The organism is Paenibacillus selenitireducens, assembly GCF_002021565.1.
Lineage (GTDB): Bacteria > Bacillota > Bacilli > Paenibacillales > Paenibacillaceae > Paenibacillus_K > Paenibacillus_K selenitireducens.
On the sequence record NZ_MSZX01000001.1, the window covers coordinates 171756 to 192256 of the forward strand.

Below are 20501 nucleotides of genomic sequence, written 5' to 3' on the forward strand. Positions count from 1 at the left end.
GTGGGCTATATCGCTGCGTTTGATATCGGAACCACGAATGCGAAGGGCGTGCTCGTTCGTCATGACGGTACGATGTCGCACGAACAGAATGTCCCCTTACATACACTGCATCGCGAGGGAACAGTGGAACAAGATCCCGAGCAATGGCTAGATGCGATTCGGACCATTGCGGATGCGTGGTGGACAGCAGGTGTTCCTTCGGACGAAGTGGAGCTGTTGTCGTTCAGTGGACAGATGCAGGATTGTATTCCGATTCGTGCAAATGGACAGCCTGTTCGCCCAGCCATTCTCTACTCGGATGGACGAGGTTTCGCGCAAGCGGAGCGGGTGAAGCAGGAATTGGGTTCGGAGCATATCTTTGAAGTTACAGGAAATGCGATGGACGGCACATTGACCTTTCCCAAGATCTTGTGGATGAAGCAGCATGAGCCAGAACTTGAAGCGCAAACCTCATGGTTTCTGATTAGCTCCAAAGACTATATTGTATTCCATTTGACAGGTGTAGCAGTGTCAGATCCGACTTCGGCAGCAACCGCTGGCATGATGAATCTACGTACACGACAGTGGGAGACAAGCTGGCTCGATCGATATGGGGTGGAAGTAACGAAACTTCCACCGCTGCTAGCAACAGACGAGATCGCGGGGACAGTTCACGCGGAAGCAGCAAGAATAACTGGATTTGCAGTCAGAACACCTGTGTTGTGCGGTATTGGGGATGCTGGGGCAACAACGATCGGTGCGGGTGTAACGGGCGATGGCGAAATGTACGGCTATTTAGGTACAACAGGCTGGGTCGGCATGACCGCATCGGAGAAGCTGCCAGCAGAGAATCATGTCTTTCATCTTGCGCATCCGGCTTCAGAATTGATCATCGCTGTAGCGCCATTATTGAATGCTGGCAATGCTCATCAATGGGCGGTTAAGACCTTTGGTGACATGGGGCTGAAAGATGGGGCTCCGACGAATGAGACATATCAAGCGTTCGAAGAAGCGTTGTCCAACGAGGATCGATCACAGAACCAGGTGTTATTTCTTCCGTATTTGAATGGCGAACGAACGCCTGTACAAGATCAAGCGGCGACAGGCTGTTTCATTGGATTACAGCAGACGACGACCAAGGCGATGATGGGCTGTGCGGTATTGGAAGGCGTGGCCTTTGCGATGAAGCAAGTTCAACAGCTCTTGGTTAAGCCTAGCGGAGATGACAAGCCATTGATATTCATTGGCGGCGGGAGCAAGAGTGCCGTCTGGTGTCAGATGCTTGCCGATATCTTTGGGGTAGAGGTTCGCGTTCCGGAAGAGTCCCAGTTTCTCCCGGCCCTAGGTGCCGCAGCGGCAGGATTTATTCGTTTAGGGTGGGTGCAGAGTTATTCTGAATTTGCTGATCGATATATCTTATCGTTCTCATCGAAGAAATATCTTCCGAATTCATCCCTCTACATGCACTATCAAAAGAAATATGAACGCTATGTAAACATCTATCCCTCGGTTAAATATTTGTTTACATGATCTTTAGATCGAAGAACCAGATTTCTCGCCAAAGCGGCATGAAATCTGGTTTTTTTTGTTTATCGAAAACCTTGTTAGGTCTTATGTCGTGTTTCCATAGGGAGCTGGATTCAAGCGGCTTTATAACGTAAATCCGTTGTAAGGTCTTTTTAACTATGCATTTTCATGATTTTTCATATTCCTTCACAATTCCTTTATTGAATATTAATATTCGGCAAACATTTCCATGGAAATGACTTAACAATCCTATGTGAAAATCAATATAGAAACAAAAACAACGCAAGTGACTGATTCGCACTATAAATTCTAAAGATTGGGTGAAAACAATGAAACAAAAAATGTTGAGCATGGTCGTAGCATCCGCACTCGTAACGGCGGCAGTAGCAACAGCAACAGCAAGTGCAGCACCGGTTGAGAAACAACCAACGAAGGTATCCGCAATTACCGATGTTCGTAATGTTCTAGCAAATCCGATCGTCAATGCAACGCTTGTCGTAGATGGCACCAGCAGCACGGTGAAATCGATCAAAGACGGCAGCAACGTACTATACGCGGCGGCAGACCTTGCAAATGCATTAGGTGCAAGCTACATAAACAATGGAAATGCAGTAACGTTGTTGAATGAATTCCATGCAGTTGAGCTAACGGCTGGTAGCGTTGCTTACAAGTTGAATGGCCAGGATGCAGACTTCACGGTCGCTCCGAAAGAACTGAATGGCTCGGTGTTCGTGGAACTCTCCGAAGTGGTTGACGCATTGGGCGGTCAAATCGAAGGCAGTAATCAAATTCATACCATCAAAGTACTTTCCGGCGTTTTCTCCGCACCTCGTTTCGTGAACAATACAACGGTCATCGTGAATAAAGATGATGCAGAAACAACCGAAGTATATAAACTACGCACAGCAAATAACAAGAATGAAGTGTTCTCAATTGTGGATGAAGCATCGACATTAGTCGTATCGCCAGACGGCAAATACGGCGTATACACGAATGAAAATGCGCAATTGATCTTGGTGAACACCGCAACAGGTACTTCCCAATTATGGAGCAGCGACAGTTCTGTAAAAACAGATATTACGTGGACGGCAGACAGTCAAAAAATCTATTTTGCACAAGGTGACAAGCAAGAGAAAATCGGTACAGCGACAGTAGATAGCACGGCAGTGAAAACAGTTCTTGCTGATAAAGTAGAGAACAAAGCAGATGTTCACGTGTCTGCAGACGGCAAAAAATTGCTGTATACGGTGAATGTAACGGGTGTAGCGAATAGTGACAAAGACAGCACAGAAGCATCGTTAACGATTGACTATTCCAAAGCAGGTTCGCAGCTATTTTCTCTCGATTTAACGAAAAAAGATGCAAAGGCTGTTCAGTTAACCAAAGCGTTGGATAACAAATTGTACGGCAGCGTATTGAATGATGGTCGCGTGGTTTACATCAGCGCAGACTCCGAAGGCAAAGTAGAGAACGATGTATTGAAAGTGATCTCCGCGGACGCGAAGAACATGACAGATTTAGTCGCAGATGCGAACGTGATCTGGGATGGGGTTACCGTAAATGATGAGTTGATCGTTGCAACCCAAAATGCAGCAGGTACGAAAGTATTTGCCTTAGCGAATGACGGATCGAAAAAAGAACTTTACAGCACAACCCAAGACGTAACGGAAATCGCTATTTCCGGTGACGGTACTCAAATCGCACTGATCGCAGATGGCAAGGTCGTCGTGGTAAGTGGCGGGGAAGCCGTAACTTTAACGAAGTAATCCCTAATAAATAGCTTTCTAAAAACGAGAGGAGCATTTCAATCATGAAATTATTCAGAAGATTTTCCATTCTTACATTAGCAACGATGTTCGTATTAACCTCTGCTGTTGCAGGTTCCGCATCTGCGGCTAGCAGCTTGAAAGGTAAAATTACCATTAACGGTTCGACAGCACTTCTACCATTAACACTTCAAGCAGCCAAAGAATTCCAAAAATTGAACCCGAAGGTTTCCTTCGCAGCTTCCGGTAAAGGTTCCGTAACTGGCCCTCAAGCGGTAAGCAAAGGGATTGCTGATATCGGCGCTTGTGACTGGGATGCAAGCACAGACGTACCTGGATTCAAAGCATTCGATGGGCAAGTTGCGAACAAAGTGGCAGTCATTCCTTTTGCAACAGTTGTTAACAACAATGTGAAAGTGGATAGCTTAACAACGGAGCAATTGAAAGGCATCTACTCTGGTAAAATTACGAACTGGAAAGATGTTGGTGGTGACGATGCGGACATCGTAGTCATCACACGTGCATTCGGTTCCGGTACACGCGTTAACTATCAAGCCAAAGCACTTGGCGGCGGCGATATCGTGAAGAAAAGCAAGAACTACAAAGAAGTAGCTTCCAGCGGAGACATGAAAACAGCTGTATCTACAACGCCAAATGCGATTGGTTACATCGACTTGGTCTATGTAAACAGCGATTTGAAAGCATTGAAATTCAATGGTGTAGCTGCAACAACAGATAACGTGATCAACGGTAAATATAAAATTTGGTCTTATGGTTACTACATGACAAAAGGCCAACCAACTGGCGCTACAAAAGCATTCATTGAGTATGTTCAAAGCTCGAAATTCCAAACTACAACGGTGAAGAAAATGAAGTTCATCCCGTTGTCTGCAATGAAATAAGAAACGAATAGATCACAACCAAGTGACCAGCCTCGAGCGATAGAGGGGCTGGTTCCTTTATGGGAGGAACCAAATGAGTACGCCAGTTCATGAACTGACCAAGCAACAATCCATTCTTGTGAATTCGACAACCACATCAAAGTTTAACCGTATGGCACGCGTTCGGTTGACCAACCGACTGTTCAAAGGATACTTCTTATTCAGTATTCTGGCGCTGTGCTTCGTGTTAGCCTTAGTCATCATCTTTATTGGTAAGACGGGATTTCTTACCTTTAATACCCTATCGTTCTCAGAGTTCTTCTTGTCGATGAACTGGGCACCGGAAGAGGATCATTTCGGGGCAGGATTATTCATCATCAATACGATGATTTTAACCGGTCTAACCCTTCTGATCTCTGTCCCGATCTCGATTGCAATAGCTGTCTTTAATGCAGAGATTGCGCCGAATTGGTTCAAAAGCTTTATTCGTCCGGTGCTTGATCTGCTCGTCGGGATTCCATCGATTGTGTATGGTTATTTGGGCATGACAGTACTCATTCCTTTCATCCGTGATTTGACAGGTGAGAGCTTAGGCGACGGGATGTTAGCGGCAGCCCTCGTATTATCCCTTATGATTTTACCGACGATTAGCCGGATTAGTGATGATGCGATAACAGCTGTTCCGAAGAAATACCGTGAAGCAGCCTATGCATTAGGTTCCACGCGTTTACAGGTGATCTTCAAAATCGTAATACCGGCAGCAAGCCGCGGCATTGTCACGGCTATTATTCTGGGGATGACACGTGCGATCGGGGAGACGATGGCGGTGGTCATGGTTATCGGGAATACGGCGCAGCTTGCAACGACACTCTTCACGCCTTCATCTGTTCTCACGAGCAATATCGTGATGCAGATTTCAAACGTTGAATTTGATTCAACTTGGAACTATGCATTACATATGATGGCGTTCTTGCTTCTAGCCATTTCCGTATTATTAATTTTGATTATCCGTTTCCTTCGGGCGAAAGGAGTGAAAGAGGCATGAGTAGTTTTTCAGCTACAAAACGGAATACGCGTGCACGCTTCTTCGATCGGACAGCGACTGCGTTATTCTGGGGAATCGGTATACTCATTCTTTTGGTTATCTTCTGGCTGCTCTATACGATCATGCATAAAGGCTTACCGAATATCACCCCGCAATTCCTTGTGAAGCTTCCAGAGGAAATCGATGCTGGCGGCGGTATCGGACCGATGTTGTTCAATTCCTTCTACGTTCTCTTCCTGTCATTAATCTTCTCCGTACCGATCGGGATCGGTGCAGGGATCTATATGGCAGAATATGCACCGGCGAACAAATTTACAGAAATTTTGCGAATTTGCGTGGAAGCTCTGTCTTCTGTACCGTCGATCGTATTCGGGATGTTGGGACTTGCCATTTTTGCAGAGTATTTTGGAATCGGATTAACGATTCTGGGCGGTTCGATCAGCTTAGCATTCTTGAACTTACCGATGCTGACACGGGTTACGGAAGAAGCGATTCACGCGGTCCCAGCAGATTTGCGCAATGCATCTTATGCGCTTGGCACGACCAAGTTCCAATGTATTCGTACGGTGGTGCTTCCGGTCGCGTTGAATGCCATCGTAACAGGTGTCTGTCTCGTGGCAGGTCGTGCTTTCGGGGAATCGGCCGTCATTATTCTGACAGCAGGCTTAAGCACGTCGGGCGAAATGTGGGATTTCAGTCTGTTCGCACCGGGTGAGACGTTAGCCGTGCATTTGTGGTATGTCCAATCCGAAGCGATCGTGGAGGATGCGCGTCAGATTGCAGATAAAGCTGCAGCGGTACTCGTGTTCGTCGTTCTCTTCATTAATATGGTGTTCCGGATTCCACTCTGGTTCAACAATCGTAAACTAAAGCGATGAAAATCGCGCGCAGCCTGCGCACTTGTAAGCTTCTCCATTGAACGGTGTTTTTCACCGGTTGGGGAAGCTTTTTCTGCATTTTTATGTCCACGTTTCCTATGGTATGATAGAGGGAAGAAATAAGCGTATTTCATTCTTTAAAAGGGTTAAATGGACTTCTTTTGAGAAATTTGGTGAATGTAGCGGAGTAGCTGAAATCGTTCTATAGAAGCGTCAGCGTTCGCCTTTGTACTCGGATTTCAACCCTTTCTGGGGTTATCAAATCAAGAAATCGGAGTACAAGAGCGATCGGAAGAATGATTCAGATGTGCAGCGACCGTTCATCATATTCCCATATGGATGATTTAACTTGTTTAACCCAATGAAATCACTTAATTAGAGGTGTATTTATGGAAAAATTGATCGTGATTGATGGAAATAGTATCGCGAACCGTGCGTTCTATGCGATGCCGCCATTAACCAATTCTAGCGGTTTACATACGAACGCTGTGTTTGGCTTTACAACGATGCTGCTTAAACTTATTGAAGAAGAGAAACCAACGCATTTGCTTGTAGCATTTGATGCAGGGAAGGTGACGTTCCGTCATGCTGAATACGAGCAATACAAAGGCGGACGTGCGAAGACACCATCCGAATTATCCGAGCAATTTCCGTTACTGCGTGAATTATTGACAGCGTGCGGGATTTCCCACTTCGAATTGAACGGCTATGAGGCGGATGATATTATCGGTACCTTGACGCGCATAGCGGATGAACAGAAGAAACAGGTCATGGTCGTGTCGGGAGACAAAGATATGCTGCAGCTTGCATCCGATCAAGTCACGATTGCGTTGACTCGCAAAGGGGTTACCGAGATCGAAGCTTATGATCCTGCGCAAATCCAGGAGAAGTATGGACTCTCTCCAGAGCAGATTATTGATCTCAAAGGGTTGATGGGAGATACGTCCGATAATATCCCTGGGGTTCCTGGTGTCGGGGAAAAGACAGCTCTGAAGCTCTTGCATCAGTACGGTACGGTTGAAAATGTACTGGCGAGCGTCGGCGAGCTGAAAGGTAAAATGAAAGAAAATATGGAGACCCATGCAGATTCCGCACGCATGAGTAAAGAATTGGCGACGATTTTCCGTGAAGTGCCATTGGAGCAAAGCTGGGATGACTTGAAATTCGAAGGCATTTCGACCGGACAAGCGTTACCTTTTTTCCGGAAGATGGAGTTCAAGTCCTTAATCGATCGCGTGGCTGCGATGGATCCTTCCGGTGGAGCGGGCAGTGAGGTCGATATGGAGCCAGCCGCGCCTTTGAATCTCGTCGTTGTAGAAGCCGGAAATGTATCTGAGTTGGACGCGAAGCTGTCGGAGGTAGAAGTGTTCCACGTCGAGGTCGTAGGAGAGAATCCACATCAATCTGACGTGATCGGCGTGGTGTTCCGTACATTTGACACGAGTTACTATGTACCGTTCGAGCTCTTGAAGTCCGAGGAAGCAGCAGCGCTTCGCAGCTGGATTGCGGATGGCGAAGTGCCCAAACGCGGTTATGATCTGCATAAGATTGATCTCGCTTTGCATTGGAAAGGCGTTGCTTTTGAAGGGGCCGCCTTCGATGTCTCCTTATCAGCGTATTTGTTGGATCCTACGGATTCGAACATGAGCCTAGACGGGCTAGCTGCTAAGTATGGCTTGTCGAGCGTGAAAAGCGATGATGAGGTATACGGTAAAGGTGCCAAGTTCAAAGTGCCGGCATTGAGTATGCTAAGTGAACATGTGGGCCGCAAGGCGATGGCGATTCAAGAAATTATGAAGAAGCAGCAGGCTGAGCTGGAAGACGTGGAAATGCATCAGTTGTATTATGAGCTGGAGCTTCCGTTGTCCAAAGTATTGGCCGATATGGAGAAGCAAGGGATCGCCGTGAATGTGGGTGATTTGCGAGATCTGGGTAAAGAGTTCGAAGCGATTATCAATACGTTGGTGACGAATATCTATCAACTTGCAGGGACGGAATTCAATATCAATTCTCCGAAGCAATTGGGTGAAATCCTGTTCGATAAATTAGGATTGCCTGTCATGAAGAAGACGAAGACGGGATATTCGACAGATGCCGAGGTATTGGAAAAGTTGGAGCCGTATCATGATATCGTGAAGCAAATCCTCCATTATCGTTCCATTGCGAAGCTGCAATCCACATATGTCGAAGGATTATTGAAGGAAGTTCGCCAAGAGACAGGGAAGGTTCATACCTACTATCGTCAGACGATTGCAGCGACGGGCCGATTAAGCAGTCAGTTCCCGAACCTGCAGAATATTCCGATCCGGTTGGAAGAAGGACGTAAAATCCGTAAAGTGTTCGTGCCATCAGAACCAGGATGGTCCATTCTTGCGGCAGACTACTCCCAAATCGAGTTGCGTGTATTAGCGCATATTTCACAGGATGAAAAGTTGATTGAAGCGTTCGTCCATAACATGGACATTCATACGAAGACAGCTATGGACGTGTTCGGTGTGCCGGCCGAAGCGGTGGATGCGAATATGCGCCGCCAAGCGAAGGCGGTCAACTTCGGAATTGTCTATGGGATCAGTGATTACGGATTATCCCAGAACTTGAACATTACACGGAAAGATGCGGCGAAGTTCATCGAGCAATATTTTGCCGTATTCCAGGGCGTGCGCAAGTATATGGATGACATTGTCAAGGAAGCGCGCAAGAACGGTTATGTAACGACATTGCTGGAGCGTCGCCGTTATTTACCGGAAATTAATGCTTCGAATTTCAATCTCCGTTCGTTCGCAGAGCGGACCGCGATGAATACGCCGATTCAAGGGACGGCTGCAGATATTATTAAGCTCGCGATGGTAAAGATGGAGGAACGTCTGCAAACCGAGCAATTGAAGAGCCGTATGCTTCTCCAGGTACACGATGAATTGGTCTTTGAAGTACCGGAAGATGAGTTAGAGATCATGAAGGAGCTCGTTCCTGAAGTCATGGCTGCCGCTTTGAAGCTGGATGTACCGCTGCAAGCTGATGTGAGCTATGGCGCGAATTGGTACGAAGCAAAATAAACCATAACAACATGTAACCTCTCCTTTTCTGTATAATTGAAGATGAGGTGAATGCATATGCCGGAATTACCGGAAGTCGAAACAGTCAAAAGAACATTAAATCAATTGATCGTCGGCAAGACGATTGAACGGGTAACCGTCTCTTTGCCGCGCATTATACAACGCCCTGATGATGCATTGCAGTTCGAGCATGTCTTAGCAGGGCATACCTTTCAACGTGTAGAACGTCGAGGGAAATTTCTACGCATGATCTTGGACGGGCTTGTGCTTGTCTCGCATTTGCGGATGGAAGGACGTTATGGGGTATTCCGTCAGGATGAGCCTGTTGAGAAGCACACCCATGTCATTTTCCATTTTACAGATCAGACAGAGCTTCGTTACAAGGATGTCCGCCAATTTGGCACGATGCATTTGTTCCAACCGGGTGAGGATCTGCAGCTGCCGCCATTAAATAAGTTGGGGATAGAACCTTTGGATGAGCAGTTTACGTTAGATCGTTTTAAGTCTGTGATTGCGAAGCGCTCCACGGCCATCAAACCGACTTTGCTAAATCAAGCATATGTGGTCGGCATCGGGAATATTTATGTGGATGAGTCCTTATTCCGTGCGGGTGTTCATCCGGAGACGAAGGCGAACACGTTAAGTGATCAGCAATTGGAAGACATCTACCACGCGGTCATTGCGACGCTAAGCGAAGCGGTTGATGCTGGAGGTTCCTCGATTAAATCTTATGTGAATGGACAAGGTGAGATGGGGATGTTCCAACAGCAGCTTCAAATTTATGGACGTAAGGACGAACCTTGCGTACAATGTGGAGCTATGATCATGAAAAGCGTGGTTGGAGGCCGTGGGACACACTATTGTCCGCGCTGCCAGCAAGAACCTCTTATGAAATAGGCACTTATCTCTTCTCCCGCCCATATGATGTGGAAGACAATGCGGCAATGAGCTACAAAGATCGTTGTTGACGGAAGCCACGAGCGGGAGGGAACAAGATGCTGTTGCATACCTTTTCATTGGTCTTGTTAGCATTTGCGCTGAGTTTGGATGGATTTGGCGTGGGGGTAACGTATGGATTGCGGAAGATCCGAATCCCTTTGTTATCGATCTTTATTATTTCCGCATGCTCAGGAATTATTATTTATCTTTCCATGCAAATCGGCGTATGGATCGCTCAGTATGTGTCGCCGGATTATAGTAAGTGGATTGGGGCCATCATTCTGATTGGCATCGGGAGCTGGGCACTGATTCAACTGTTCATGTCCAAGTCATCCCGTGAGGATAACGATCATTCAAGAACAGATCATATCCCTGCAGCAACCATAGAAGCAGATGCCCAAGCAGGTGTGAAGAAAACCGTTTTTTTATTCGAGATTAAGGCATTTGGTCTTGTCATTCAAATACTTAAAACCCCATCGGTCGCTGACGTGGATCGTTCGGGTTCGATTTCCGCCTCGGAAGCCGCATTATTAGGTGTTGCGCTTTCGCTGGATGCGTTTGGAGCAGGTCTTGGCGCAGCGTTATTAGGATTTTCGCCGCTGTGGACGTGTATATCGATAGCCATTGCTAGTGGAACCTTTCTCTATCTAGGAACACGTGTAGGATTTATGTTCGCAGGAATGCGTTGGATACGCAAGTTGTCCATTATTCCAGGCATCATGTTGATCATTATGGGCATATTAAGATTTTTCTAAAAGCGGTATGAGGTGACGTTATGAATATTGGGTTAACCGGAGGGATTGCGACGGGCAAGAGCACAGTCTCGTCGCTCCTGGTTGCGCGGGGTGCCTTACTTATAGATGCAGATCAGATCGCCAGGGAGATTATGCTCCCTGGTCATCCTATTTTGAGCCAAGTTGCTGAGCACTTTGGACAAGCCATTCTACAAGAGGATGGTTCATTGAACCGGAAAGCGTTAGGAAATATCATCTTCACGAATCCTGAGGAACGAAAAGTACTCGAGAGCATTACCCATCCTGCCATTCGAAGAATCATTCGAGAACGAATGGTGGATTATGAGGCACAATATCCGAATAAACTCGTCGTCGCAGATATTCCGTTGTTGTATGAATCGGGATCTGCTTATGAAGATTTTTTCGATGAGATTATGGTGGTCTATATACCTCGTGAACTGCAATTGGAGCGGTTAATGAAGCGGGACGGGATTAACGAAGAGCAAGCGGAGAATCGACTGAGAGCACAGCAAGATATTGAGTGGAAAAAAGAACGAGCCGACATTGTTATCGATAACCGATTCGGACCCGAGGAGACCGAACAGCAAATCGAACAATTCTGGCGCAGAAAGGGGCTCGGATGAACTTACTGCGTAAGAAGAGAGTGCTGCTTGTCATATTTATTGCATTTGTAACCGTGTTATTCTTTAGATCCGCATGGATGGGCACCTGGCTTTATCCTATCCCTTATAAAGATGTTATTGAGAAGCATGCGAAGAACTATGAAGTCGATCCCTTGTTAGTAGCAGCCATTATACGCGTTGAGAGCAATTATAAGCCAAGCCAGGAGTCGAGAAAAGGGGCGCTGGGGATGATGCAGGTGATGCCGAATACGGCAAGCTGGATTATCGAGCAGGCGAAGTTCGATGCGGTGACGTTGGAGGATTTGAAGCATGAACCCGAACCCAATATCCAAATCGGGACGTGGTACATTGCTTCGTTATTGACGAGATTCGATCAGAATAAGTATGCTGCCTTAGCCGCGTATAATGCAGGACCAACGGTTGTCGCGAAGTGGCTGCAGAATGAAACTTGGGATGGAAGCATAGAACAAGTGAAAAAGATTCCGTACGGTGAGACGAAAAACTATGTACAGCGTGTCGTTTATTATTATAATAAGTATAATGACATATATGGTCATTGATTTTGGGGCATAACAGAGAGAAGCGATGGACAAGCTGAGTACAGCTCATCCAACGCTTCCCTTGTACTTCTTTATTAGTATCTACCAGCAAGTTGTTGCTCAGCGATAGTTACTAGGCGTCTGGTGATATTACCACCAATCGAACCTGTGTCACGTGTAACCATGTTACCGTAGTAACCGTCTTGAGGGATAGCAATCCCTAACTCTTGAGCTACTTCATATTTAAGTTGATCAAGAGCAGCAGTTGCTTGAGGGACTACAAGATTGTTGCTAGAACGATTTTGGCTCATCTGCTTGTTTCACCTCCTTGCGGTTGGTAAATGTATTATGTGCTGAATTCGGATAGTTATTACACATATGTATTGGTATTTTTTATGGAAAGTTTAGTTAGTGAGATGGAGGAACTTATTTATGAAATGTCCGCATTGCGATTACTCGGGCACCAAGGTACTCGATTCGCGCCCTGCGAACGAGAATAGATCGATACGTCGACGTCGGGAATGTGAACGATGCAGCCGTCGATTCACAACATTCGAGATGATCGAAGAGACACCGTTGATCGTTATCAAAAAAGAAGGCAATCGCGAGGAGTTCAGCCGCGATAAAATTCTGCGCGGTCTTATCCGTGCGTGCGAGAAAAGACCCGTGCCGATGGAGCGTCTTGAGATGATCGTCTCTGAGGTCGAGAAAGCACTGCGTAATACAGCGAACCCTGAGGTGGAGAGCCGTGCGATTGGCGAGCTTGTCATGGAGCAGCTCTATCCGGTAGATGAAGTTGCTTATGTACGTTTTGCATCCGTATATCGTCAGTTCAAGGACATTAATATGTTCATGAAAGAGCTGAACAACTTGTTGTCGAAGCATACGGTGGATGAACATTGAAGGGACCGCATGATCCCAAGGTAATATAGCGTAGTATACACAGATTGTGTGGACATCCTATTGACAGTTTTTTCTGCCTTGTGATATGATTTCTATGCAATCGGGGCCATAGCTCAGCTGGGAGAGCGCTTCGCTGGCAGCGAAGAGGTCAGGGGTTCGAACCCCCTTGGCTCCACCATATAATAATAATCAACGTAGCCATTCGGCTGCGTTTTTTTATTGTGAGATGGAACCCCAAGGGGGTGAGAACCAGGGGTTCAGTCCGCGCGCAGGAAGCGAAGCGTACGAGCACGGCGTCTCATTCTACCGCTAAGGTTAGCCTCGTCGAATTCACTACGTCAGCAAGTTAAATCAGGAATGGGACATCCCATTGAAAGGGATAGCGAGTTGTACGAGAGGTACCCCCTTGGCTCCACCAAATAAGTCATTTAACGCAACCTAATAAGGGTTGCGTTTTTTATTTGGTGGAACACCAAGGGGGTGAGAACCAGGTTCGCCCGCGCGGACGAAATGGATGAAAAAGCATCGAAGAAAAGACATCGAAGATCTCGGGGTCCCCGCAAAGTATTCGGAATAAGCTTCAGAGCAATTCGTCACTTTGTGGGGTAAGAAAACGGCGTCTCATTCTACCGCTAAGGTTAGCCTCGTCGAATTCACTACGTCAGCAAGTTAAATCAGGAATGGGACATCCCATTGAAAGGGATAGCGAGTTGTACGAGCGGTACCCCCTTGGCTCCACCATAAACCACGTCACTGAAGTGGTTTATGGTGGAAAGCCTCAATACGTAGGGGTTCTATTGTTCATGGCACATTATTGTGTGGATGCGTGAGGACTGACGTTCCGCTATTTCTCCAGTATTACCGTTTTGACTGTGTACGCGGACAGGAGATACGCTATTATCTTATCAAACGTATGAATATAAGGTTTAATGAGCAAATAACGGAACCTCAGTCCGCGAACATCACAATTGTTAGCTGATTCTTACAAATAACGGATTCTCAGTCCGCCAGGTTTTCCGTGGCTTCTGCCCCGTGCCTAGGTTACAATCGAAGTTTATAAGTTCGAGCTCGCTGTTGACCGCTTTCGACTTCCATTATTTGCGGATTAACCAGTTCATGTAATATGCGTCTTGCCTGCCGATCGCTGACCCTAAGATGATTAGCGAGTTCTAAAGGTGTTATTGGACGTAACAGTCGGCGCGCAAACCTAACAGTTTCGGCTTCTAACCAAGATAAGGAGGAAGGTACGTCGGAGGCGACGAACTTCCCGATAAAAGAGAGGACCAACTGTTGACACTTTTTTGGCTCATCAACAATAGAAGGGTAGGCAATCGGAAGGAATGTCCACCCATCTAGTGATAACAAGCAGTGGCGTAAGCATAAATCTTTAAATCGTCTTACATCAAGATCTCTGGCATGAGGTCCATATCCCTGAATCTCAATTCCCCCTTTTGCACCAGCAGGCATGTAAGCTAAATCAAGATAACGATAGCCATTACTGAAGTCGTGAACCTCCCACTCAGGATGCAGATGATTCATATTTCCGACTACAGGAAACCATATCGATCGAAGAAATTCTACAGTTCCATGACCAAGTCCTTTTGTAAGTAGCTCTCGTCTTCTAGGGTTTTTCTCCATATCTAAGTTCTCCTGTAACCAATTCTCGTAGTGCTGATCAAATCGTGCCATTGTGCTTATTCTCCCTTCCGTCAAAAATAAAATCTTGGGAATGGTCTTAATCTCAATAAGAAAACAAAAGCCACCTCTATACAATTCTTCCTGATTACGGTATCAGGATAGTCATTGTATGGAAGCGGCGTGTTCTTCACGACCTTTACCTTTGCTATTATATCGCATGTTCTTCAGATCAACTATGAGTTGTTGCATACAAGTAGATGAGGTGTATTTTATCACTTGTAATAGGAACAGGGGTTACTTGTTGAATGCAAATATGCACGATTCGGGCTAAATGGGACAACCCATTGAAAGATGAAGCGAGTTCGACGAGCGGAATCCCCTTGGCTCCACCAAATAAAACAACGCAGCCTAACAAAGGTTGCGTTGTTTTATTTGGTGGAACCCCAAGGGGCTGTTCACATCGTCCGCACGTTGGCACAGGATGGTTAGGGTCTTTTCCGCTCAAGGCTGCAATTTAATTCGATAACAACGACGATCTTCTTGCATACGAATTCGTTTCGAAAACTTTTTTGCGCACCAATTTATTAATGATCGCTCTGCAGGTCGCCTTAAATAGCCAGGAGAATTCGCAACACGATTCAGAGATTGCTTCAATACGCATCGAGAAAAAATAAAAAATGTCTTGACATTGGAGTCAACTCCAATGTTATTCTGAATTCATGGAAAAACTTTATTCTATACAAGAGGTTTCGCGGATACTTGGGATAACGAAGGATACGCTTCGGTATTATGACCGGATTGGGATCGTCTCGCCATCCCGGAAAGACAATCGGTACCGCAGGTATTCGAAGGACGACCTCATAGACTTGATGAATATTCAGATCATGCAGTATGCGGACTTTTCTCTTGACGAAATCAGAGGGACGCTTAGTATCCGCAAGATGGAAAATATCGACCCCGTTTACTACGAAGAGGTTTCTGCGTTTCTCGATGCCAAAAACGCAGAAACGCGCAAGAAGATTGCCCATCTGGAAAAGGTCAGCCAGCTGCTCAACATAGCAGCCGAAACGTTAAGGAACTTTAATATCGAAAGCGACCAACGGTTGACAAAGATCGTCCGCGAAATTTACAAGGATATCCGAGGGGACGAACCAGAAAATTTCAAGGAAGGTTGTGATGACCATCAAGGTTAGGAATTATTATTATTTGATTGCAGGAGTTCTTGCGGTGCTGTTTGCCTTCACTCACGCATGGAACGGGCAATCCGCTGTGCTGCCGACACTCGACATTAGTCTGATTTCTATGGATACACAGACGGTTTTCACGTATGTCTGGCACATTATCACAGCGGAAAATCTGGTCTTCGGCATCGCATTCATTTTCATGTCATTCCAAAGTGAGCGATCGAAGATCCGGTTTGCCGCATGGATGATCGCGGCGATCCTGATCGTCCGGCTGATGGTCATTCTTGGCGTAACGGCAGTGGTTGACGTTTCGGGGCTTATGAATACGTTTATTGATTCTATTGCAATCGTAATCTATGTCGCAATTATCATACTGGGCACAAGAATGAAGGAAAAACAGTCCGTTGGTCAGCAGCTACAGTAACAGAGATGTTCGAGTTGTCTTCTAGCTCTGCAGACTCGCTCAAAGCAAGTAAGCAATCTCTGATCTCTGGTCATTCTAGATCAAACATGGTTATGATCAAAGTCGCACATTCAAAGTCGTGTTGTTATCGAGTATTTGGGCAGTGAAACTAACCAATCTGGGAGAGCGCTTCGCTGGCAGCGAAGAGGTCAGGGGTTCGAGCCCCCTTGGCTCCACCAAATAAGTCATTTAACGCAACCTAATAAGGGTTGCGTTTTTTATTTGGTGGAACACCAAGGGGGTGAGAACCAGGTTCGCCCGCGCGGACGAAATGGATGAAAAAGCATCGAAGAAAAGACATCGATGTTCTCGGGGTCCCCGCAAAGTAATCGAAATAAGCTCCAAAGCAATCGTCATTTTGTGGGATAAGAAAATGGCGTCTGAATCTACCGCTAAGAGCATCGAGGGATAGGCTTCGTCAGCAAGTTAAATCAGGAATGGGACATCCCATTGAAAGGAAAAGCGAGTTAGACGAGCGGTAACCCCCATGGATCCACCATTATAAAGATGACTGTATATCTTACATCGGTCTTTTTTTGTACATTGAGGTAATTTGCCCTGCAATATATTCAGAACTAAATTGGATACCGTCCTTAATCCACCACATAATAATCCCCAGTAGTGATGCTGCCATAATATCAGTAGAAACAGTATTCTTCGTTGATTCAATGCTTCTCGCGTTTCTTCGCATTGCTACCGTATTTTTTAATAATTTAAACAAGTTATCTTTGAATCCTTTATGCTCAAAGAATATGACGAAAAACTTCCGGTACTCATAAATATAATCTAGAAATGTAATCAATTGCTCCTGCTCATTGCTGCTCTGCGTTTTTAATAACGGGTCAATTTTTATCGACAGGTCGTCAAACATTTCGTGTGAAATTTGGCGTAACAGGTCGTTAATATCCTGATAATGTAAATAAAACGTTGCGCGATTTAGTTCTGCACGATTCGCAATTTTTTGAACGGTTAACTGAGATATATCCGGATTTTCAGCTAATAAGGAATAAACGGCATTCTTAAGCATCTTTTTTGAGCGAATTGCACGTGGATCTTCTTTTTTATGTGTAGACATTTGACCCCTCTATTATCGATTATTTTTTACTTCATCAACTCATAAACCAATTTTGTCGATTAGTTGACATTTTTAGAGAAATTGTAAATAGGCATTTTTATTAAAGGCTGTTATGATTTATTTTATTGACTATATGTCGATAAAGCAATGAAAAGAGGTCATAATATATGCCGCAAGAGAATAAGGAAGTAAATAAAGGAATACTATTAACCATATTAATTGTTGGCTGTTTCTTATCGACATTAAATCAAACATTATTAAATGTCGCTTTAAGTAATTTAATGAATGTGTTTGATGTCTCAACAACAACTGTACAATGGATTTCAACAGGTTTTATGCTTGTTAACGGGGTACTGATTCCGATTACAGCGTTTTTAATGAAACGTTTTACAACGCGTCAATTATTCATTAGCGCCATGCTGTTTTTATTAATCGGGTCCATTATTTGTGCATCGGCACCCGTATTTAGTATGTTACTAGTCGGACGTATGATTCAGGCGGCTGGTGCTGGGATTATTATGCCGCTGATGATGAGTGTCATTTTGGTCGTTTTCCCAGTAGAAAAACGAGGCAGTGCCATGGGGTTAATTGGATTAGCGATGATTTTCGCCCCTGCAATTGGCCCGACACTTGCTGGATTTGTTATAGAATACCACTCATGGCGTTGGTTATTTATCGGTATATCAATCCTTGTCGTTTTCGTCATTATATTGGCGATGAAATATTTAATGAATGTATCAAAAACATCGAAGGCAAAGCTGGATGTGCTAAGTGTTATTTTATCAACCGTTGGATTTGGCCTTATTTTATACGGCTTCAGTACCGCTGGTAGCAAAGGCTGGGGATCTACAGTCGTTGTGCTTTCATTAGCGATAGGTATAATCGTTACAGCTCTATTTTGTATTCGACAAATTAGATCAGCGGACCCCCTATTAAATTTATCTGTTTTTAAAAATAAAGTATTTACGCTTACCTCTCTTATTAATGTACTAGTAACGATGATGATGTACGCGGATATGATTTTATTGCCAATCTATTTGCAGAATGGTCGCGGTTTTACGGCATTTGATGCCGGACTTTTATTATTACCAGGTGCGCTTGTGAATGCCTTTATGTCACCAGTTACAGGTAAATTATATGACCGCTTTGGTGCGAAACCGGTATTTATTATTGGATTGGTGTTTATTATTCCATCGATGTGGGCTGTAACGGATTTAACGGAATCGACAACATATATGTTTTTAATGATTCGAATCATTTTCCTTCGGATTGGTCTGAGCTTCATAACCATGCCACTGAATACGGCGGGACTTAACGCCTTGCCAAAACATCTTGGTACACACGGTTCAGCGGTTAATAATACAGTTCGCCAAATTGCTGGTGCGATCGGTACGGCTATCGTGATTACGGTTTATACAGCGCAGGTAACTAGCCATGCAGGAACAATTGCGCAAGCAAATCCATCTGCCAATGCGGACAAAATTAAATCGCTTGCTTCAATTTTAGGTTCAAGTGATGCCTATTACTTCATGACATTTTTAGCAATTATCGCACTTGTTATGACTTTATTTATGCCAAAGAAAAAGAAGAAAATGATTGAAGAAACATCCTAAGTCGTTGTCAGTAATGAACAGCCTCTATTAACCGTTCAGCAAGCGAGTTCTCAGCAACCTATTCGATCCTATAGGTATGAAGAGGAAATTCGAGGCAATCTAGCATGAATAGGGCGACCTTGGAACAGGCTCAAACTCAAGGACACGACTGAAACCAGTCGTGTCTTTGTTTATGCGGATTGTATCTTTCTTGAACTTCATAGGGAAAAAGCAGTACGAATCTTTCTTGTAAAAATTCATCAACGTAATGCTCTTGCAACATTTAATGGTAGTGAAACAGGTAATGGCGGGAGAGCGCTTCGCTGGCAGCGATGAGGTCAGGGGTTCTCCCCCCCTTGGCTCCACCATAATTTCACATCATGGATTGTTAGCTCAGTTGGTAGAGCATCTGACTCTTAATCAGGCGGTCCAAGGTTCGAGTCCCTGACAATCCATACATTTAAGAAAACGGCAGAAATGCCGTTTTTTTGGTGTTTATTGAGTTTAATGTTCGAGTGAGTGGGGCGGGAGTCGGCTGGAGGGAATGAACTTTGGATATCCCACTGAGGCTCCCTCTAGATACAGTACTTTTCATGGCTTAAACCATAGTACTCTTGACGTTGCGGACCGTATTGCAGTTATTTTCGTATGTTAGCTCATTTATCTCGGTTTGCGGACCGTATAGCCCTTATTGTCCTCAATCGAAACCAATAGGAGGAATTTTGGGTAAATAGCTGCATTTGAGTCCGCAAGCCTCGCGAAACACTATGCTTTTCTACAAATAAGGGCTCCTCGGTCCGTTGCATCTTGGTTAATTCATATTTTTTATCTTTTGAGTTGGTAAGTTCGGTTGCGCTGTTGGCCACTAACAATATCCAGTAGCTGCAGTTCCACCAACTCGTGCAAAATGCGTCTGGCATGGCGATTGGTTACTTTTAGATGATTTGTGAGTTCGACAGGGGTAAAGGGACGCAGAAGACGTCTTGCGTAACGCAGAGTTTCAGCTTCCAGCCAAGTTAACGTAGAAGTAACATCGGTCGTGATGAATTTTCCAATAAAAGCGAGCACTAGCTGTTGGCATTGCTTCGGTTCTTCCACGATCGAAGGATAAGCAATCGGAAGAAAGGTCCAACTATCGAGCGCCAGCAAACAATGGCGTCTGCATAAATCCTTGAACCGCCTGACATCAAGATCTCTGGCGTGTGGCCCATAGCCCTGGATTTCAATTCCGCCCTTGGCATCCCCCGGCATATAAGCCAAATCCAAATAGCGGTAGCCATTGTTGAAATCACGCACCTCCCATTCAGGAAACAGGTGATCCAAATTTCCAACTGCCGGGAACCATATCGTGCGCAGGAACTCGACAGTTCCGTGTCCCAGGCCCTTACTAAGTAGTTCCTTTCTTCTATGATTGCTCTCATTGTTTATATGGTCTAATAACCATTCCTCATACTGCTGGTTAAAGCGTGACATTGCGTTCCCCTCCTTAAGTCATAAACCCAAGCACAATTTATCCCACAAAAAAACCGCTCCCATCAATTCCCCCGGAATCATGATTCAGGATGGGCATTGTATGAAAGCGGCGTGTTCTTCACAACCTACGGCTTTTATTATATCGCGAACAATGTAATGAAACAATTTTTTCATTACTAAAGTGTAAA

The 20501-nt window shown here is 45.1% G+C and carries 18 protein-coding genes and 2 tRNA genes; 16 read left to right on the plus strand and 4 right to left on the minus strand.

Features of this window, described 5'->3' with window-relative positions:
* The 10 genes from BVG16_RS00805 (at position 1) to BVG16_RS00850 (ending at position 12006) form a co-directional block, all read left to right on the plus strand.
* A complete protein-coding gene (locus BVG16_RS00805; RefSeq protein WP_078496645.1) occupies positions 1–1509 on the plus strand; it encodes a xylulokinase in 1509 nt (502 codons plus the stop codon).
* Positions 1510–1835: 326 nt separating this feature from the next.
* On the plus strand, positions 1836–3272 hold the full coding sequence (locus BVG16_RS00810; RefSeq protein WP_078496646.1) for a stalk domain-containing protein: 1437 nt from the start codon (positions 1836–1838) through the stop codon (positions 3270–3272).
* 44 nt (positions 3273–3316) lie between these two features.
* Positions 3317–4174 carry a phosphate ABC transporter substrate-binding protein gene (locus tag BVG16_RS00815; protein ID WP_078496647.1) on the plus strand — a complete coding sequence of 286 codons (858 nt, stop codon included), beginning with the start codon at positions 3317–3319 and terminating at the stop codon, positions 4172–4174.
* A gap of 73 nt (positions 4175–4247) precedes the next feature.
* Positions 4248–5198, plus strand: a complete 951-nt coding sequence (gene pstC, locus BVG16_RS00820) for a phosphate ABC transporter permease subunit PstC (RefSeq protein ID WP_078496648.1) — start codon at positions 4248–4250, stop codon at positions 5196–5198.
* Positions 5195–6076: a phosphate ABC transporter permease PstA gene (gene pstA, locus BVG16_RS00825; protein ID WP_078496649.1), complete on the plus strand. Its 882-nt coding sequence runs from the start codon at positions 5195–5197 to the stop codon at positions 6074–6076. Before pstC ends, pstA begins: the two co-directional genes overlap by 4 nt.
* 389 nt (positions 6077–6465) lie before the next feature.
* Positions 6466–9129: a DNA polymerase I gene (gene polA, locus BVG16_RS00830; protein ID WP_078496650.1), complete on the plus strand. Its 2664-nt coding sequence runs from the start codon at positions 6466–6468 to the stop codon at positions 9127–9129.
* Positions 9130–9186: 57 nt separating this feature from the next.
* Positions 9187–10026 carry a DNA-formamidopyrimidine glycosylase gene (gene mutM, locus BVG16_RS00835; RefSeq protein WP_078496651.1) on the plus strand — a complete coding sequence of 280 codons (840 nt, stop codon included), beginning with the start codon at positions 9187–9189 and terminating at the stop codon, positions 10024–10026.
* 98 nt (positions 10027–10124) lie between these two features.
* A complete protein-coding gene (gene ytaF, locus BVG16_RS00840) occupies positions 10125–10823 on the plus strand; it encodes a sporulation membrane protein YtaF (RefSeq protein ID WP_198957394.1) in 699 nt (232 codons plus the stop codon).
* Positions 10824–10843: 20 nt separating this feature from the next.
* Positions 10844–11446 (plus strand): dephospho-CoA kinase, encoded by a 603-nt coding sequence (gene coaE / locus BVG16_RS00845; protein WP_078496652.1) that lies wholly within the window; start codon positions 10844–10846, stop codon positions 11444–11446.
* Positions 11443–12006 (plus strand): lytic transglycosylase domain-containing protein, encoded by a 564-nt coding sequence (locus BVG16_RS00850; protein ID WP_078496653.1) that lies wholly within the window; start codon positions 11443–11445, stop codon positions 12004–12006. The genes coaE and BVG16_RS00850 overlap by 4 nt, the downstream gene beginning before the upstream one ends.
* A 74-nt stretch (positions 12007–12080) precedes the next feature.
* Here the strand turns inward: BVG16_RS00850 and BVG16_RS00855 are convergent, their stop codons facing one another.
* Positions 12081–12296, minus strand: a complete 216-nt coding sequence (locus BVG16_RS00855; RefSeq protein WP_078496654.1) for an alpha/beta-type small acid-soluble spore protein — start codon at positions 12294–12296, stop codon at positions 12081–12083.
* A gap of 121 nt (positions 12297–12417) precedes the next feature.
* Between BVG16_RS00855 and nrdR the strand changes: the two genes are divergently transcribed.
* Complete coding sequence (nrdR, locus tag BVG16_RS00860; RefSeq protein ID WP_078496655.1) at positions 12418–12888, plus strand: transcriptional regulator NrdR; 471 nt, start codon at positions 12418–12420, stop codon at positions 12886–12888.
* 102 nt (positions 12889–12990) lie between these two features.
* Positions 12991–13066, plus strand: a tRNA-Ala gene (locus BVG16_RS00865).
* An 863-nt stretch (positions 13067–13929) separates the two neighbouring features.
* Here BVG16_RS00865 and BVG16_RS00870 read toward each other — a convergent pair.
* Positions 13930–14577, minus strand: a complete 648-nt coding sequence (locus tag BVG16_RS00870) for a transcriptional regulator (RefSeq protein ID WP_078496656.1) — start codon at positions 14575–14577, stop codon at positions 13930–13932.
* Positions 14578–15245: 668 nt separating this feature from the next.
* Here BVG16_RS00870 and BVG16_RS00875 point away from each other — a divergent pair.
* Both BVG16_RS00875 and BVG16_RS00880 read left to right on the plus strand, forming a co-directional pair.
* Complete coding sequence (locus tag BVG16_RS00875; RefSeq protein ID WP_078496657.1) at positions 15246–15719, plus strand: MerR family transcriptional regulator; 474 nt, start codon at positions 15246–15248, stop codon at positions 15717–15719.
* On the plus strand, positions 15703–16134 hold the full coding sequence (locus tag BVG16_RS00880; protein WP_198957395.1) for a hypothetical protein: 432 nt from the start codon (positions 15703–15705) through the stop codon (positions 16132–16134). The genes BVG16_RS00875 and BVG16_RS00880 overlap by 17 nt, the downstream gene beginning before the upstream one ends.
* Positions 16135–16693: 559 nt before the next feature.
* Here BVG16_RS00880 and BVG16_RS00885 read toward each other — a convergent pair.
* Entirely contained in the window at positions 16694–17248 is a 555-nt protein-coding gene (locus BVG16_RS00885) for a TetR/AcrR family transcriptional regulator (RefSeq protein WP_078496658.1), read from the minus strand.
* A 167-nt stretch (positions 17249–17415) separates the two neighbouring features.
* Between BVG16_RS00885 and BVG16_RS00890 the strand changes: the two genes are divergently transcribed.
* Complete coding sequence (locus tag BVG16_RS00890; RefSeq protein WP_078496659.1) at positions 17416–18861, plus strand: DHA2 family efflux MFS transporter permease subunit; 1446 nt, start codon at positions 17416–17418, stop codon at positions 18859–18861.
* Between the two features lie 361 nt (positions 18862–19222).
* Positions 19223–19295 (plus strand) — tRNA-Lys (locus BVG16_RS00895).
* 370 nt (positions 19296–19665) lie between these two features.
* On the opposite strand, the gene BVG16_RS00900 is transcribed toward BVG16_RS00895, so the two are convergent.
* Positions 19666–20313, minus strand: coding sequence for a transcriptional regulator (locus BVG16_RS00900; RefSeq protein WP_078496660.1), 648 nt, complete (start codon positions 20311–20313; stop codon positions 19666–19668).
* Positions 20314–20501 lie beyond the last annotated feature (188 nt).